The sequence below is a fragment of the Pseudomonas sp. TREG-RG-20F-10-E-6-01 genome (assembly GCF_022662455.1).
GTDB lineage: Bacteria > Pseudomonadota > Gammaproteobacteria > Pseudomonadales > Pseudomonadaceae > Aquipseudomonas.
In genome coordinates this window covers 377987-393392 of sequence record NZ_JAKNQP010000001.1, presented here as the reverse complement: position 1 = coordinate 393392, position 15406 = coordinate 377987, and the positions used below count along the sequence as shown (strand labels likewise).

General features: G+C 59.2%; 13 protein-coding genes. 9 read left to right on the top strand and 4 right to left on the bottom strand.

All coding sequences use genetic code 11. The features are described 5' to 3' along the window. Positions 1 to 35: 35 nt before the first annotated feature. Positions 36 to 488 (bottom strand): universal stress protein, encoded by a 453-nt coding sequence (locus tag L8K08_RS01900; protein WP_145163038.1) that lies wholly within the window; start codon positions 486 to 488, stop codon positions 36 to 38. A 105-nt stretch (positions 489 to 593) separates the two neighbouring features. On the opposite strand from L8K08_RS01900, the gene L8K08_RS01895 reads away from it, so the two are divergent. From L8K08_RS01895 to L8K08_RS01865, 7 genes are all read left to right on the top strand, one after another. After that, entirely contained in the window at positions 594 to 1031 is a 438-nt protein-coding gene (locus L8K08_RS01895; RefSeq protein WP_106576938.1) for a hypothetical protein, read from the top strand. A gap of 495 nt (positions 1032 to 1526) precedes the next feature. Beyond that, positions 1527 to 3674: a fatty acid oxidation complex subunit alpha FadB gene (gene fadB, locus L8K08_RS01890; protein ID WP_124416715.1), complete on the top strand. Its 2148-nt coding sequence runs from the start codon at positions 1527 to 1529 to the stop codon at positions 3672 to 3674. 29 nt (positions 3675 to 3703) lie between these two features. After that, positions 3704 to 4879 (top strand): acetyl-CoA C-acyltransferase FadA, encoded by a 1176-nt coding sequence (gene fadA, locus L8K08_RS01885; protein ID WP_106576936.1) that lies wholly within the window; start codon positions 3704 to 3706, stop codon positions 4877 to 4879. Positions 4880 to 4976: 97 nt separating this feature from the next. Beyond that, positions 4977 to 5213: a DUF1653 domain-containing protein gene (locus L8K08_RS01880; RefSeq protein ID WP_021490990.1), complete on the top strand. Its 237-nt coding sequence runs from the start codon at positions 4977 to 4979 to the stop codon at positions 5211 to 5213. A gap of 114 nt (positions 5214 to 5327) precedes the next feature. Then, positions 5328 to 7949 carry a type I DNA topoisomerase gene (gene topA, locus L8K08_RS01875; RefSeq protein ID WP_119739192.1) on the top strand — a complete coding sequence of 874 codons (2622 nt, stop codon included), beginning with the start codon at positions 5328 to 5330 and terminating at the stop codon, positions 7947 to 7949. A gap of 127 nt (positions 7950 to 8076) precedes the next feature. Then, positions 8077 to 8598 carry a DUF6586 family protein gene (locus L8K08_RS01870; RefSeq protein WP_145163040.1) on the top strand — a complete coding sequence of 174 codons (522 nt, stop codon included), beginning with the start codon at positions 8077 to 8079 and terminating at the stop codon, positions 8596 to 8598. A gap of 262 nt (positions 8599 to 8860) precedes the next feature. Further along, positions 8861 to 9094 (top strand): hypothetical protein, encoded by a 234-nt coding sequence (locus L8K08_RS01865; RefSeq protein WP_053255041.1) that lies wholly within the window; start codon positions 8861 to 8863, stop codon positions 9092 to 9094. A 300-nt stretch (positions 9095 to 9394) separates the two neighbouring features. Here L8K08_RS01865 and sulA read toward each other — a convergent pair whose 3' ends face one another. Together sulA and lexA are read right to left on the bottom strand one after the other, a co-directional pair. Beyond that, on the bottom strand, positions 9395 to 9868 hold the full coding sequence (gene sulA, locus L8K08_RS01860) for an SOS-induced cell division inhibitor SulA (RefSeq protein WP_106576933.1): 474 nt from the start codon (positions 9866 to 9868) through the stop codon (positions 9395 to 9397). A 10-nt stretch (positions 9869 to 9878) separates the two neighbouring features. Then, positions 9879 to 10487: a transcriptional repressor LexA gene (gene lexA / locus L8K08_RS01855; protein WP_017137423.1), complete on the bottom strand. Its 609-nt coding sequence runs from the start codon at positions 10485 to 10487 to the stop codon at positions 9879 to 9881. 263 nt (positions 10488 to 10750) lie between these two features. Here lexA and L8K08_RS01850 point away from each other — a divergent pair, with 263 nt between their 5' ends. Further along, complete coding sequence (locus L8K08_RS01850; RefSeq protein WP_106576932.1) at positions 10751 to 11458, top strand: TetR/AcrR family transcriptional regulator; 708 nt, start codon at positions 10751 to 10753, stop codon at positions 11456 to 11458. Positions 11459 to 11602: 144 nt separating this feature from the next. Continuing rightward, entirely contained in the window at positions 11603 to 12613 is a 1011-nt protein-coding gene (gene nagZ, locus L8K08_RS01845; RefSeq protein ID WP_242193955.1) for a beta-N-acetylhexosaminidase, read from the top strand. A gap of 101 nt (positions 12614 to 12714) precedes the next feature. On the opposite strand, the gene L8K08_RS01840 is transcribed toward nagZ, so the two are convergent. Continuing rightward, positions 12715 to 15405 carry a DEAD/DEAH box helicase gene (locus L8K08_RS01840; protein ID WP_242193952.1) on the bottom strand — a complete coding sequence of 897 codons (2691 nt, stop codon included), beginning with the start codon at positions 15403 to 15405 and terminating at the stop codon, positions 12715 to 12717. Position 15406 lies beyond the last annotated feature (1 nt).

Sequence of the window (15406 nt, the reverse complement as noted above, 5' to 3'; positions counted from 1 at the left end):
CATCAGCCCGCTCCCACAGTTGTTTGGCGCCGTTCTTAAGTATTTTTTACCAGTTTTACCGCCAGCACATCACACGGCGCGCCGTGCAGTACGTCATTGGCGGTCGAGCCCAGCAGCAACGCCAGGCCATGACGGCCGTGGCTGCCGACCACGATCAGGTCGCAGCCCTGTTCCTTGGCCAGGTGGTGGATTTCCTGACGGGGCTGGCCGTAGGTGAGGTGGGAGTTTTCCTTGGTTACTTCCGGGTACTTGAGGATCAACCGATCCAGGCGCTCCTTGGCCTGATCAAACTGTTGTTGCTGCAACTGGGAAAGGTCCATCGGCACGTCGCCACCAAACGCCATGGCCATAGGCTCGACGATATGCACGAGTGACAGCTTGGCGCCGTTGGCGATTGCTGAAGCCTGCGCGCGCTTGATCACTGGGTCGCACTCTTCGGTCAGGTCGACAGCGACCAGGATATGTTTGTAGGAGTGTTCGTTGGACATGGCGCGTTCCTCCAGGGGACTGCAATAAGTTCAGTATGGCTGCTTTCAAGCGGATGGGGTTGCGTCAGGTCAAATCCGCTCATCTAGTAATTCGGGAGTACACATATGACGGTCTGGATAGTGGTGTCAATCCTTCTCGTGGTACTGAGCCCTCTGGCATGGTTGCGCCCCTCGCGCCATCAGAGCGGGCGCATGGCCCTGCGAATGGAGGCGCGCCGCATCGGCCTGGCCATGCAATTGGCGCCGCAGGACTGGCCGTACTGGCTCAAGCACGAGCCGCCAAGCCCTTGCGCGCAGTACTGCCGACCGCGCCGCGCAAGTGCGCCGGCCCTTTGGTGTTACTGGCAGCTGGAGCCTGGGGTTTGGGTCAATCAGTGGCGCGAAGTGTGCGTCGATGAGACGTTGTTGGCGCACTTTGCGACCCTGCCGGATAACGTCTACAAGGTCGAGGCGGACAAACAAATGATCGCCCTGTACTGGGGCGAGAAGGGCGAGGCGAGTGTGTTGAAGGACATTGATGCGCTGCTCAAGGCCCTGGCTTGATGCCTATCGGATAAAACCCAGGCAATAAAAAGCCCGACATCATCATCGGGCTGGAGTTGGCCAGGCAGGCCGGTAAATCTGTGATGCATGCGTCGGATGTTCATCCAGGCGCATTAAGGTTGTCGCTAGCCTAGCGGCATATCCTGTTCTGTACAGCCTTTTCCTACAAAATTTCCATTATTGATTTCGTGAATAGTTGAATATTGGCCAGGCGTAAGCCGTGGGCCTGGGTTCTGAACTGACTGGAAAGTCGCGTTTTTCCTAGCCTTTCGAGCGATTGACAATTGCCCGGAATTGGATGAAGGTGACGTACCCAAATCAAACGGGCGTATGAATTGAGCGTTTGTCTGTCAGACCGCTCATACAGAACCCCGACTAGCGCGTTGGCGGGTGTGCCTGGCGGATTGGCATGAGCATTGACCCAATAATCAATGTCCAACCAGAGGCCAGCGTCCAATGTGTACTGTTCAGCTTCCATATCGTGGAGATCAGTTGATGATTTACGAAGGTAAAGCCATCACGGTTAAGGCTCTTGAAAGTGGCATCGTCGAATTGAAATTCGACCTCAAGGGTGAGTCCGTCAACAAGTTCAACCGTCTAACCCTGAATGAATTGCGTCAGGCCGTAGACACCATCAAAGCAGATGCTTCGGTCAAGGGCGTGATCGTCTCCAGCGGCAAGGACGTGTTTATCGTCGGCGCAGACATCACCGAATTCGTCGACAACTTCAAGCTGCCCGATGCCGAGCTGGTGGCTGGCAACCTCGAAGCCAACAAGATTTTCAGCGATTTCGAAGACCTCAACGTGCCAACCGTTGCCGCGATCAATGGCATCGCGTTGGGCGGCGGCCTGGAAATGTGCCTGGCCGCAGACTTCCGTGTCATGTCGGCGACCGCCAAAATCGGTCTGCCTGAAGTCAAACTGGGCATCTACCCAGGTTTTGGCGGCACCGTGCGCCTGCCGCGCATCATCGGTGCCGACAACGCCATCGAGTGGATTGCCGCCGGCAAGGAAAACAAAGCCGAAGACGCGCTGAAAGTCGGTGCCGTCGATGCTGTGGTTGCCCCGGACAAACTGGCCGAAGCTGCACTGAACCTGATCAAAGGCGCCATCAGCGGCGAATTTGACTACAAGGCCAAGCGTCAGCCAAAGCTCGAAAAACTCAAGCTCAACGCCATCGAACAAATGATGTCGTTCGAAACCGCCAAAGGTTTCGTGGCAGGCCAGGCCGGCCCGAACTACCCGGCGCCGGTTGAAGCGATCAAGACCATCCAGAAAGCCGCGAACTTCGGTCGCGACAAAGCCCTGGAAGTGGAAGCTGCAGGCTTCGTCAAACTGGCGAAAACCTCGGCTGCCCAGAGCCTGATCGGCCTGTTCCTGAATGATCAGGAGCTGAAGAAAAAGGCCAAGGCCTACGACGAAATCGCCAAAGACGTGAAACAGGCTGCCGTACTCGGCGCCGGTATCATGGGCGGCGGTATCGCCTATCAGTCGGCCTCCAAAGGCACGCCGATCCTGATGAAAGACATCAACGAACACGGCATTGAGCAAGGCCTGGCGGAAGCCGCCAAGCTGTTGGTGGGCCGCGTTGATAAAGGTCGCATGACCGCAGCGAAGATGGCTGAAGTGCTTAACGGCATTCGTCCTACGCTGTCCTACGGCGATTTCGGCCACGTCGACCTGGTGGTCGAAGCGGTTGTCGAGAACCCGAAGGTCAAGCAAGCCGTACTGGCCGAAGTAGAAGCCCAGGTTAAAGAAGACACCATTCTGGCCTCGAACACTTCGACCATTTCCATCAGCTTGTTGGCCAAGGCCCTCAAGCGTCCGGAAAACTTCGTCGGCATGCACTTCTTCAACCCGGTGCACATGATGCCGCTGGTGGAAGTGATCCGTGGCGAGAAGTCCAGTGAGCTGGCGATTGCTACTACCGTTGCCTACGCCAAGAAAATGGGCAAGAACCCGATCGTCGTTAACGACTGCCCGGGCTTTTTGGTCAACCGCGTGCTGTTCCCGTACTTCGGCGGTTTCGCCAAGCTGGTCAGCGCCGGTGTGGACTTTGTGCGTATCGACAAGGTTATGGAAAAATTCGGCTGGCCAATGGGCCCGGCGTACCTGATGGACGTGGTCGGCATCGACACCGGCCACCACGGTCGCGACGTCATGGCTGAAGGCTTCCCGGACCGCATGAAAGACGACCGCCGTTCGGCGATCGACGCGCTCTACGAAGCCAAGCGCCTGGGCCAGAAGAACGGCAAGGGCTTCTACGCTTACGAGGCCGACAAGAAGGGCAAGCAGAAGAAAGTGGCCGACCCTTCGGTGCACGAAGTGCTCGCGCCGGTCATCTACGAGCAGCGTGAGGTGTCCGATGAGGACATCATCAACTGGATGATGATCGCCCTGTGCCTGGAAACCGTGCGTTGCCTGGAAGACGGCATCGTTGAAACCGCCGCCGAAGCCGATATGGGCCTGGTGTACGGTATTGGTTTTCCTCCATTCCGTGGTGGTGCGCTGCGTTACATCGATTCGATCGGTGTGGCCGAGTTCGTTGCCCTGGCTGACAAATACGCTGATCTGGGCCCGCTGTACCACCCGACCGCGAAGCTGCGTGAAATGGCCAAAAATGGCCAGAGCTTCTTCGGTTAAGCGCCCAGACGACTAGAGCGAGAATATTTATGAGCTTGAATCCAAGAGACGTGGTGATTGTCGACTTCGGTCGCACACCGATGGGCCGCTCCAAGGGCGGCATGCACCGCAACACCCGCGCCGAAGACATGTCGGCGCACCTGATCAGCAAGTTGCTGGAACGTAACGTCAAGGTTGACCCGAACGAAGTCGAAGACGTGATCTGGGGCTGCGTCAACCAGACCCTGGAGCAGGGCTGGAACATCGCGCGCATGGCGTCGTTGATGACCCAGATCCCGCACACCGCCGCTGGCCAGACCGTCAGCCGCCTGTGTGGCTCCTCGATGAGCGCGCTGCACACCGCTGCCCAAGCGATCATGACCGGTAACGGCGATGTGTTCGTGGTCGGCGGCGTGGAGCACATGGGCCACGTCAGCATGATGCACGGCGTCGACCCTAACCCGCACATGTCGCTGTACGCGGCAAAAGCCTCGGGCATGATGGGCCTCACCGCAGAAATGCTCGGCAAAATGCACGGCATTACCCGCGAAGCCCAGGACGCGTTCGGCCTGCGCTCCCACCAGCTCGCCCACAAGGCGACGGTGGAAGGCAAGTTCAAGGATGAAATCATCCCGATGAACGGCTATGACGAAAACGGTTTCCTGAAACTGTTCGACTACGACGAAACCATTCGTCCGGACACCACCCTGGAAAGCCTGGCGGCCTTGAAACCTGCCTTCAATCCAAAGGGCGGCACCGTGACTGCCGGTACTTCGTCGCAAATCACCGACGGTGCTTCGTGCATGATCGTGATGTCGGCGCAGCGTGCCCAGGACCTGGGTATCCAGCCGATGGCCGTGATCCGTTCGATGGCCGTGGCGGGTGTGGACCCGGCAATCATGGGCTATGGTCCAGTACCGGCCACACAAAAAGCCTTGAAGCGCGCGGGCCTGACCATCTCCGATATCGACTTCTTCGAGCTCAACGAAGCTTTCGCCGCACAGGCCCTGCCAGTGCTGAAAGATTTGAAAGTACTCGACAAGATGAACGAGAAGGTTAACCTGCACGGCGGTGCGATTGCCCTGGGCCACCCATTCGGTTGCTCCGGTGCACGTATTTCCGGCACTTTGCTTAACGTGATGAAGCAAAATGGCGGCAACCTTGGGGTTGCAACCATGTGCATTGGTCTCGGCCAAGGCATTTCCACCGTCTTCGAACGCGTCTAAGCGTTGGGTTGACGGAAGCCGGGGCCCAGTGCCCCGGTTTTTGTTTTTTGGAATTTTTAATATTTTTTTTCAACAAATTTTGTAAGAGGGCCAGAGCATGAAAGTCGAACCAGGGCTCTACCAACATTATAAGGGGCCGCAGTACCGCGTTTTTAACGTGGCGCGGCACTCCGAGACCGAAGAGGAAGTGGTGTTTTACCAAGCACTGTATGGCGATTACGGCTTTTGGGTGCGCCCATTGAGCATGTTCCTGGAGACCGTCGAAGTTGACGGCGAGCAGGTCCCGCGCTTTGCTTTGGTCCAGGCCGAACCCAGTCTTTTTTCAGGGCAATAACGGCAGGTCGCGCAGAATGCTGCGCTTGACCTCACCTTGTTGCCACTATATATAGCGTTGCCGCGACAGGCGCCAACTGCCTTTCACTTCTCGAATTCAGGAATTTTCCGATCCATGGGCAAATCGCTGGTCATTGTGGAATCCCCGGCTAAGGCCAAGACCATCAACAAGTACTTGGGCAACGAGTACGTGGTGAAGTCGAGTATCGGCCATATCCGAGACCTGCCCACCAGCGGTTCGGCTAGCGCCAGCAAGGAGCCTGCCGCCAAGCGCGGCAAGGCGGCTGCGGGCGAAGGTCCGGTGCTCACGCCTAAAGAGAAAGCGCGCAAGCAGCTGGTCTCGCGCATGGGTGTAGACCCGGAACATGGCTGGAAGGCCAAGTACGAGATCCTTCCCGGCAAGGAAAAGGTTATCGAAGAGCTGCGCCGGCTCGCCAAGGATGCTGACACCATCTATCTCGCAACCGACTTGGACCGCGAAGGGGAAGCCATTGCCTGGCACCTGCGCGAAGCCATCGGCGGTGATGACAGCCGCTACAAGCGTGTGGTGTTCAACGAAATCACCAAAAAAGCCATCCAGGAAGCCTTCTCCAAGCCGGGCGAACTGGACATCGACCGTGTAAACGCCCAGCAGGCCCGTCGTTTCCTCGACCGCGTCGTGGGCTACATGGTCTCGCCACTGCTGTGGGCCAAGATCGCCCGTGGCCTGTCGGCCGGCCGTGTGCAATCGGTGGCGGTAAAGCTGGTGGTGGAGCGTGAGCGCGAGATTCGTGCGTTCAACCCCGAAGAATACTGGGAAGTCCACGCTGACCTCGGCACCGCCAAGGGCGCCAACGTGCGCTTTGAAGTGGCCCGCGAGAAAGGCGAGGCCTTCAAGCCGCTGAACGAAGCCCAGGCCATGGCCGCGCTGGAGAAGCTCAAGGCTTCCAGCTACAGCATTGTCAAGCGTGAAGACAAACCGACCAGCAGCAAGCCGTCGGCGCCGTTCATCACGTCCACCCTGCAACAGGCCGCGAGTAACCGCCTGGGCTTTGGTGTGAAGAAAACCATGATGATGGCTCAGCGTCTGTATGAAGCTGGCTACATCACGTATATGCGTACCGACTCCACCAACCTGTCGCAAGACGCGGTGGCGATGGCGCGTACTTATATTGAAACCGAATTCGGCAAGAAGTACCTGCCGGAGAAGCCGAACGTCTACAGCAGCAAGGAAGGCGCACAGGAGGCTCACGAAGCGATTCGTCCTTCCGACGCCAATACCGAGCCAAGCAAGCTGACCGGCATGGAGCGCGACGCTGAGCGCCTTTACGAGCTGATCTGGCGCCAGTTCCTGGCCTGCCAGATGCTGCCGGCGCAATACCTGTCCACCACCGTCAGTGTCGGTGCGGGCGACTTCGAGCTGCGTGCCAAGGGCCGTATCCTCAAGTTCGACGGCTACACCCGCGTGATGCCGCAAATCGCCAAGCCAGGCGATGACGATGTGCTGCCGGACATGGCCCAGGGCGACACGTTGAAGCTGATCAAGCTCGACCCGTCCCAGCACTTCACCAAGCCGCCGGCGCGTTATTCGGAAGCCAGCCTGGTAAAAGAGATGGAGAAACGCGGTATCGGTCGTCCTTCGACTTACGCGGCAATCATTTCGACCATCCAGGACCGTGGCTATGTCGCGCTGCACAACCGTCGCTTCTACTCGGAAAAGATGGGCGACATCGTTACCGAGCGCCTGTCCGAAAGCTTCTCCAACCTGATGGACTACGGCTTCACCGCCGGCATGGAAGAGAACCTCGATGACGTGGCCCAGGGCGAACGCGACTGGAAAAACGTACTGGATGAGTTCTACGGCGACTTCAAGAAGAAGCTCGAAGTAGCCGAAAGCCCTGAAAGTGGCATGCGTGCCAACCAGCCGGTGATGACCGACATCCCGTGCCTGACCTGCGGCCGTCCGATGCAGATTCGTACCGCGTCTACCGGCGTGTTCCTCGGTTGCTCGGGCTACAGCCTGCCGCCGAAAGAGCGCTGCAAGGCCACCGTCAACCTGGTGCCGGGCGATGAAATCGCTGCTGACGACGAGGGTGAATCCGAGTCGCTGGTGTTGCGTGGCAAGCACCGCTGCCCGATCTGCAGCACGGCAATGGATGCCTACCTGCTCGATGAGAAGCACAAGTTGCACATCTGCGGTAACAACCCTGATTGCGACGGCTACGAGATCGAAGAGGGCAGCTACCGCATCAAGGGCTACGAAGGCCCGAGCCTGGAATGCGACAAGTGCGGCAGTGAGATGCAGCTCAAGACCGGCCGTTTCGGCAAGTTCTTCGGTTGCACCAACCCGACGTGCAAGAACACTCGCAAACTGCTGAAAAGCGGTGACGCGGCGCCGCCGAAGATGGACCCGGTGAAGATGCCTGAACTCAAATGCGAGAAGGTCAACGACACCTACATCCTGCGTGACGGCGCCTCGGGCTTGTTCCTGGCCGCCAGCCAGTTCCCGAAAAACCGCGAGACCCGTGCGCCGCTGGTGCTGGAAATCGTGCCGCACAAGGACGAGATCGACCCCAAGTACCACTTCCTGTGTGAAGCGCCGAAGAAGGATCCCGACGGTCGCCCGGCCGTGATCCGCTACAGCCGCAAAACCAAGGAGCAGTACGTGCAGACCGAAGTGGACGGCAAGCCTACGGGCTGGAAAGCGTTCTACGACGGCGGCAAGTGGAAGGTCGAGGACAAGCGCCAGGGCGCTTGATCGACTACGTTGCGAAATACAAAGGCCGCCTGCATAGGCGGCCTTTTTTTGCGCTTGCAGGAGTCTCGGCTGATCCGTGACACTGTTGAGCCAGCATCCGGCTTATTTCGTTGTGGAGACTGCCGTTATGGCCAACGAACTCTATACCCGTACCAATCAGAAAATTTACTTCGCGGGTTTGTCTTTGGAAGCCCTTGGTCGTGCCGAGGAAGGGAAGGAGATGAATGCCATCGCGCTGGTGCAGGCGGGACGCGAGGCTGCATTGTTCCATCTCTACGGCGCTCTGTTGGGGCTGTGCCATGAAATCGCCGGGTTCTACCGTTTGCCCCAGGCCGGTTCGCCGCGTGCAGAACTGATCATGAACCGCGAAGTGCTGGAAAGCATGGCCATTCCTGAGCTGGCCGAGCTGGTGGAAATGGCCCAAAGCCCCGACAGCTGGGTTGCCCGCTTGCTCAAAGCGCATGCCGACATGTTCCAGCCGCCACGCGTGCCGCATGTGCCCAAGGGGGACGTGACGCAGCCGCTGATCGTCGCTGTTGCGGTGGAGGAGGATGAGCCCAAGCCGTTGAGCCGCGAAGAACTGGAGAGCTGGCGCCAAGAGCTGAAGAAGATGGCGTTGCGGTTTCGCGAAGGTTTGAATGAGTGCTGAGAAGTCGTCACTGACTGAATGCGATCACAAATGTGGGAGCGGGCTTGCTCGCGAAAGCGGTCTATCAGCCGGCCTATGCATCAACTGACAGATTGCTTTCGCGAGCAAGCCCGTTCCCACAGTTGAACCGAGTTGCACAGAAAGTCCAGCACGAGGCTCAATGAGCACCATTCATCAAGCCGTAGAGAAACCTGTTCAGATCCTCTGCGAGGCTGGGTGGATGACTGATATAATCCCGGCCTTTCGTGGAGAACAGACTTTTATGCCAACGTCCTTTCTGGAAATTGTTGAATTGCCTGACGGCCGAATCGAGCTGCGTCGGGCTGAGGACGAGGGTTCTCTGGTTATCTTGGATTTTTCCGAAGACGCAAAAGCATTCCTGCAAGGCCAGCACGTGGAAGTGGCGAAAGCCATGTTGAGCGTCGGTGTGCAGATGGCGGGTCGCCTGGCAGAAGGCGAACCGGAGAAGGACGACGGGCCGCGGGTTCTGCACTGAGTTTTGCAGTTAAGTGCACTTTTCGTTGTAGGCGGGCTTGTTGTAGTGAGCAGGCCTCTGAGGCGAGCGGGCTTGTCGTGGCGAGCGGGCTTGCCCCGCGTTGGGGCGCGAAGCGGCCCTGATGGATTAACGCGGTATATCAGGTATTCCACGGTGCTTGGTTTGGGGCTGCTTCGCAGCCCAACGCGGGGCAAGCCCGCTCGCCACAACAAGCCCGCTCGCTACATCAGTCCGTTTTGCCACAGAAGCAAGCTCTGCACAGATACCTGTCTGTCACCTACGCAATCAGCCAGTTTCCTGTTACCCCAATCGAATATTCAAGCTCTGCGCATCGCCCGTCCGTGCGGCGCTGATCAGTTGTTGCTTGGCCGCAGTGTTCAACGGGTTCAGCCAACTCACCACCGTATGGCTACGGCCCAGACGCAAGGCTTCGCAGGTCAACTGTTGAGCGCTTTGCGCGCCGCGCGGTTGCAGCAGCAGGATACGCTCACGGTTGAGGCCGGCGTCTCGCAGCCAGGCCTGGGTCAGGCTGGCAGGTGGAGCGATCAGCGTCAGCCAGCGTGCGTCCTGCTCCTCGCTCAGTTCACGAAGGATCGGCGCCAGCAGGCTCAGGCAGCTTCCAGCTGCACCGCGCAACGACAATTCACTGAACGCCTCAGGTTCGGAGCCCCACGGGGCCTCGACCGTTTCCTTGAGGATAGGCGCAAGGGGTTGAGCCATGAAGGCCTCGAACAGCGACAGTTGTGTGTGTTGTGGGGTGTGCACGAGCTGCATGGTGCCTCCTTTAGCGGCGAATGACGCCGACGCTCAAGCCTTCGATCACCAGATCCTGATCTTTCAGGTTCACTTCAATCGGGGCGAACTCAGGGTTTTCGGCCATCAGCCAGACCTTACTGCCTTCGCGCTTGAAGCGTTTGACGGTGACTTCATCGCCGATACGCGCAACGACGATCTGGCCATTACGGGCTTCACGGGTGGTGTGGACGGCCAGCAGATCGCCGTCGAAAATGCCCACGTCCTTCATACTCATGCCGTGTACACGCAACAGGTAGTCGGCGCGCGGATGGAAGAAGGTCGGGTTGATGTTGCAGGATTCCTCGACGTGCTGTTGCGCCAGAATCGGCGCACCGGCGGCGACGCGGCCAATGATCGGCAGGGTCGATTCGTCGGCCTTGGCTTCAAAACCAGGGATGCGAATACCGCGAGAAGCTCCTGGGGTCATCTCGATCGCGCCTTTGCGAGCGAGGGCCTTGAGGTGTTCTTCAGCAGCGTTTGGGGACTTGAACCCCAGCTCCAGCGCAATTTCTGCTCGTGTCGGCGGGTAGCCGTTGTCATCGAGGCAGCGCTTGATAAAAGCCAGAATCTCAGCTTGGCGTGGCGTCAGTTTTAGCATGTTGATCGCTCTGTCTTTTTATACAGTGACTGGGATTATATACAGTGAACTGCGCTTGGCAATCATCCTTTTTGAGCACACCGCTGGACGGTCATTCGTCATCCGTCCTACAAGGCAGAAACAGCGCTGCCTACAGACCAGGAAGGATGTGATTAAATAGCGGTTAAATAGATGACTGCCCGGCCGGAAAACGGACTCGCAGGCTTGACAAGACACACCCTGAAACGTATGTTTCAAACAAGTGTTTGTCAGGCGGAGTAGCCATGGCCCAGTCGGAAACCGTTGAACGCATTCTCGATGCTGCCGAGCAATTGTTCGCGGAAAAAGGATTTGCTGAAACTTCATTGCGGCTGATCACCAGCAAGGCTGGGGTTAACCTTGCCGCAGTGAATTACCATTTCGGCTCAAAGAAAGCCCTGATCCAGGCGGTGTTTTCGCGCTTTCTGGGGCCGTTCTGCGCCAGCCTCGACCGTGAGCTGGAGCGCCGCCAGACCAAGCCTGATAACAAGCCGAGCCTGGAAGACCTGCTGGAAATTCTGGTTGAGCAAGCGCTGGTGGTTCAACCACGCAGCGGCAATGACCTGTCGATCTTCATGCGTTTGCTCGGCCTGGCGTTCAGCCAGAGCCAGGGCCACTTGCGGCGTTATCTGGAAGACATGTACGGCAAGGTGTTCCGTCGCTACATGCTGCTGGTCAACGAAGCCGCGCCGCGTATTCCGCCGATCGAACTCTTCTGGCGCGTGCACTTCATGCTCGGTGCTGCGGCGTTCAGCATGTCCGGGATCAAAGCCTTGCGCGCAATTGCCGAGACCGATTTCGGTGTGAACACCTCCATCGAACAAGTGATGCGCCTGATGGTGCCGTTCCTTGCCGCCGGCATGCGCGCCGAAACCGGTGTGACCGACCAGGCCATGGCGGCCGCGCAGTTGCGCCCACGCAGCAAATCCACGCCAGCCGTCGCCAAGGCGTGATTGCCCCGGGTGTGCGCGGCCGCTTGCATCCGCTAAGCTAGCCGCCATGCCGATTTCAGCTATTTACTCGCAACCCGTTGTGCTCACTGCGCTTATCGCGCCAGGTGAGGGCAACGGGTTGTGTGCGTTATTTAAGGAAGGTTTATGACTGCTGCCCTGCAAGGTTCTTTGATGGTTGATGTGGCCGGTACCTGGCTGACGGCCGAGGATCGTCACCTGTTGCGTCAGCCTGAAGTGGGCGGCCTGATCATTTTCGCGCGCAACATCGAGCACCCACGTCAGGTGCGCGAGTTGAGCGCGTCGATCCGTGCCGTGCGTCCCGGCCTGCTGCTGGCCGTTGACCAGGAAGGCGGGCGCGTGCAGCGCCTGCGCCAGGGCTTTGTGCGTCTGCCGGCCATGCGTTTGTTGGCGGATAAGCCGAATGCCGAATACCTGGCCGAGCAGTGCGGCTGGATCATGGCCACAGAAGTACTGGCGGTTGGCCTTGACCTGAGCTTCGCCCCGGTACTGGATTTGGATTACCAGCGCAGCGCCGTGGTCGGCACCCGCTCGTTTGAAGGCGACCCCGAGCGCGCCGCCGTGCTTGCCGGTGCCTTCATTCGCGGCATGAACAGCGCGGGCATGGCCGCCACCGGTAAACACTTTCCGGGCCACGGCTGGGCTGAGGCCGATTCCCACGTCGCCATTCCCAATGACGAGCGTAGCCTGGAACAGATTCGCGCAAATGACCTGGTGCCTTTCGCACGGCTGAGCAAGCAATTGGCCGCCGTCATGCCCGCACACGTCATCTATCCGCAGGTGGATGCCCAGCCGGCTGGTTTCTCGCGGCGCTGGTTGCAGGACATCCTGCGTGGCGAGTTGCAGTTCGATGGGGTGATTTTCAGTGATGACCTGTCCATGGCCGGGGCGCATGTGGTCGGTGATGCGGCCAGCCGGATCGAAGCGGCGCTGACCGCCGGTTGCGACATGGGCTTGGTGTGCAACGATCGTGCGGCCGCCGAGCTGGCGCTGACGGCGGCGCAGCGCATGAAGGTTACGCCTTCGGCGCGGATTGCGCGGATGCGTGGGCAGGCGATTGCTTCGACGGACTATAAGCAGGATCCGCGTTGGCTGGCGGCGCTTACCGCGTTGCGGGATGCTCAATTGATCGGCTGAAAACCGTGGTGCGCCTATCGCAGGCAAGCCAGCTCCCACACTTGAATGTATTCACACATCAGAATGTGGGAGCGGGCTTGCCCGCGATAGCAATCTGAAGGTCAGCGCTTCTCTTGCTTATTGGGCAACGGCGCAAACAACGCCTCGATATCCTCGTTGCCCAGCTGCCAATCTCCCGTCGTACGCCCATCCAGTACGCCCGCCGCCAGGTCGGACTTTTCCTTTTGCAGGTGTTGGATTTTCTCCTCCACCGTGCCCCGCGCAATCATTTTATAGACGAACACCGGCTTCTCTTGACCGATGCGATACGCGCGGTCAGTCGCCTGGTTCTCTGTGGCCGGGTTCCACCACGGGTCATAGTGGATCACCGTATCGGCTTCTGTAAGGTTCAAGCCCACACCGCCAGCCTTCAAGCTGATCAGAAAAATCTGCAACTTGCCGCTCTGGAAATCCTTCACCGGTGTGCGGCGGTCGCGGGTCTGGCCGGTCAGCAGTGCGTAGGCCACGCCGCGCTTTTTCAGTTCGACTTCGATCAGGCTCAGCATCGAAGTGAACTGCGAGAACAGCAGAATCCGGCGTCCTTCGGCAAACAGCTCTTCGAGCATTTCCATCAGGCTGTCGAGCTTGCCCGAGCTGCTGCCGCGCGCGGGCAGGGCGGCGTCGTTGACCAGGCGCAGGTCGCAGCACACCTGGCGCAACTTGAGCAGCGCTTCAAGAATAATGATCTGGCTACGCGCCACGCCCTTGCGGGTGATTTCGTCGCGCACCTTCTTGTCCATGGCCAGGCGCATGGTTTCGTACACATCACGCTGGGCTTCGTTGAGATCGACCCAGTGGATGATCTCGGTCTTGGGCGGCAATTCCGTGGCCACCTGTTCCTTGGTACGGCGCAGCAGGAAGGGTTTGATCCGACCGTTGAGGTGCTGCAGTCGTACATCACTGGCGCGCTTTTCAATGGGCACGCGGTAATCGCGGTTGAAGCTTTTTACGTCGCCCAGCCAGCCCGGCAGCAGGAAGTGGAACAGCGACCACAGCTCACCCAAGTGGTTTTCCAGCGGTGTGCCACTCAGGCACAGGCGCTGACGCGCATTGAGCTCGCGCGCGGCCTGAGCGGCCTTGCTGTTGGGGTTCTTGATGTACTGGGCTTCGTCGAGGATCAGCACGTGCAAGGGCAGGGCGGCGAGTTGCTCGATGTCTTTGGGCAGCAGCGCATAAGTCGTCAGCAGCAAGTCGTAGTCCTGCAGGTTGGCGAAGTGCTTTTTGCGTGTCGCGCCATACAGCGCCACTACCTTGAGTTGCGGCGTAAAGTGCGCGGCTTCGTCGAGCCAGTTCGGGATCAGGCTGGTAGGCATCACCACCATGCACGGCCGATCCAGGCGCCCGGCGATTTTTTCACTGAGGATATGTGCCAGGGTCTGTAGGGTTTTGCCCAGGCCCATGTCATCCGCAAGAATCCCGCCCACGTCGAGTTGGCGCAGCGACTGCATCCAACTCAAGCCTTCCAGTTGATACGGGCGCAGTGTCGCGTTCAAGCCTTCGGGCGCCATGCAGGTGAAGTCCTTGATGTCGCGCAGGCGCTGGGCGAAATTGCGGATCTTCTCGCCGCCTTCCCATTGCAGCGGCAGGTCTTCCAGCGGGTTGAGGCGAATCGCATCGGCCTTGGCCAGGCGCAAGGTGGTGGTGCCCGATTCCTGCAGGTAAAACTCGCCAAGGGTGGCCAGCACCGGTTTCAAGCGGCCGTAGGGCAGCGCCACTTGCAGCGGCCCGTGGCCGTTGGGCAGGCCGGGGATGTTCACCAGGATCAGCTCGTCATCGCGGCGCCGGGCGAGCTTTTCCGGGTTGAGGATCTCGGTGTGCGAGCGCATCAGGTTCAACAGAATCGGCAGCAGGCTCAGGCGCTCGCCGTTAACGATGATGCCCAGCTCCAGGTCAAACCAGTCGCGTTCCGGGCCTTCATCGACGGTGGCGTACCAGTCGTCGACGGCGCTCAAGTCGAAACCGAAATCCTCATCGATCTGCAACTCCCAGCCCTCGGCGCGCAAGGTCGGCGAGGCGTTGAGGGTGAAGTTCAGCCACGCACTGTCGTTGACCATCTCGAACAATTCGCCGGCGCTTTCCGGCAATGCCTTGCTCTGGCGCGTGGCGATCTTGAAGCCGAGCAGGCGCAGTTGCTCGCGGTACGGCTGCTCCAGCTCCGGATGGCGCTTGATGCGCAGGCTCTGGGTTTCCTGGCGCACCACGATGTCGGCATTTTTTTGCCCGCTGACATAGTTGCCCAGGTAGTTGAACGACAACGCCGCACGGTGCTGGATGTAACGCTGCATTTTGCCATTGCGCGGTTCAAACGCGCTGAACTCGACACTCGCCAGCCACAGGCGCGGCACCGGTCGCACATCCTCCATCACCACCTGCGGCAGCACCACGCGGTTATCCAGCACGGCCTGAAGTTTTTCCAGCAGCTCGGCATCTTGCGCAGCCGCCGGATAAGCCAGGGTTTCCTGGACCTTGAGCAGCACCGCCGCGATGTGTTTGCAGTTGGTGTGCACCGGGCACGTGCAGCGGCTGTCCACCAGAATCAGCATGCCCTTGGCCGATTCGCGCAGCGAGATGGTCTGCCGGTAAACGTTGCCGGCCGAGCCTTCGCAGCTGGCAACAATGGTGCTGTCGCCGGACTCGACGATACGCACGCGGTTTTCCAGGGCGTAGCGGCGCCCGCGCTCAAGGCTTTGCTCTTTAAAGCGATTGGCCCACGAAGGGGCCAGGGGTTTGGTCAGTGACGATGTCAGGGGCATG

Coding starts and splice junctions, on each gene's coding strand:
- fadB (WP_124416715.1), top strand. CDS start 1,527: ATGATTTACGAAGGTAAAGCCATCACGGTTAAGGCTCTTGAAAGTGGC.
- L8K08_RS01865 (WP_053255041.1), top strand. CDS start 8,861: ATGCCAACGTCCTTTCTGGAAATTGTTGAATTGCCTGACGGCCGAATC.
- L8K08_RS01840 (WP_242193952.1), bottom strand. CDS start 15,405: ATGCCCCTGACATCGTCACTGACCAAACCCCTGGCCCCTTCGTGGGCC.
- lexA (WP_017137423.1), bottom strand. CDS start 10,487: ATGCTAAAACTGACGCCACGCCAAGCTGAGATTCTGGCTTTTATCAAG.
- L8K08_RS01900 (WP_145163038.1), bottom strand. CDS start 488: ATGTCCAACGAACACTCCTACAAACATATCCTGGTCGCTGTCGACCTG.
- nagZ (WP_242193955.1), top strand. CDS start 11,603: ATGACTGCTGCCCTGCAAGGTTCTTTGATGGTTGATGTGGCCGGTACC.
- L8K08_RS01880 (WP_021490990.1), top strand. CDS start 4,977: ATGAAAGTCGAACCAGGGCTCTACCAACATTATAAGGGGCCGCAGTAC.
- sulA (WP_106576933.1), bottom strand. CDS start 9,868: ATGCAGCTCGTGCACACCCCACAACACACACAACTGTCGCTGTTCGAG.
- L8K08_RS01895 (WP_106576938.1), top strand. CDS start 594: ATGACGGTCTGGATAGTGGTGTCAATCCTTCTCGTGGTACTGAGCCCT.
- L8K08_RS01850 (WP_106576932.1), top strand. CDS start 10,751: ATGGCCCAGTCGGAAACCGTTGAACGCATTCTCGATGCTGCCGAGCAA.
- fadA (WP_106576936.1), top strand. CDS start 3,704: ATGAGCTTGAATCCAAGAGACGTGGTGATTGTCGACTTCGGTCGCACA.
- topA (WP_119739192.1), top strand. CDS start 5,328: ATGGGCAAATCGCTGGTCATTGTGGAATCCCCGGCTAAGGCCAAGACC.
- L8K08_RS01870 (WP_145163040.1), top strand. CDS start 8,077: ATGGCCAACGAACTCTATACCCGTACCAATCAGAAAATTTACTTCGCG.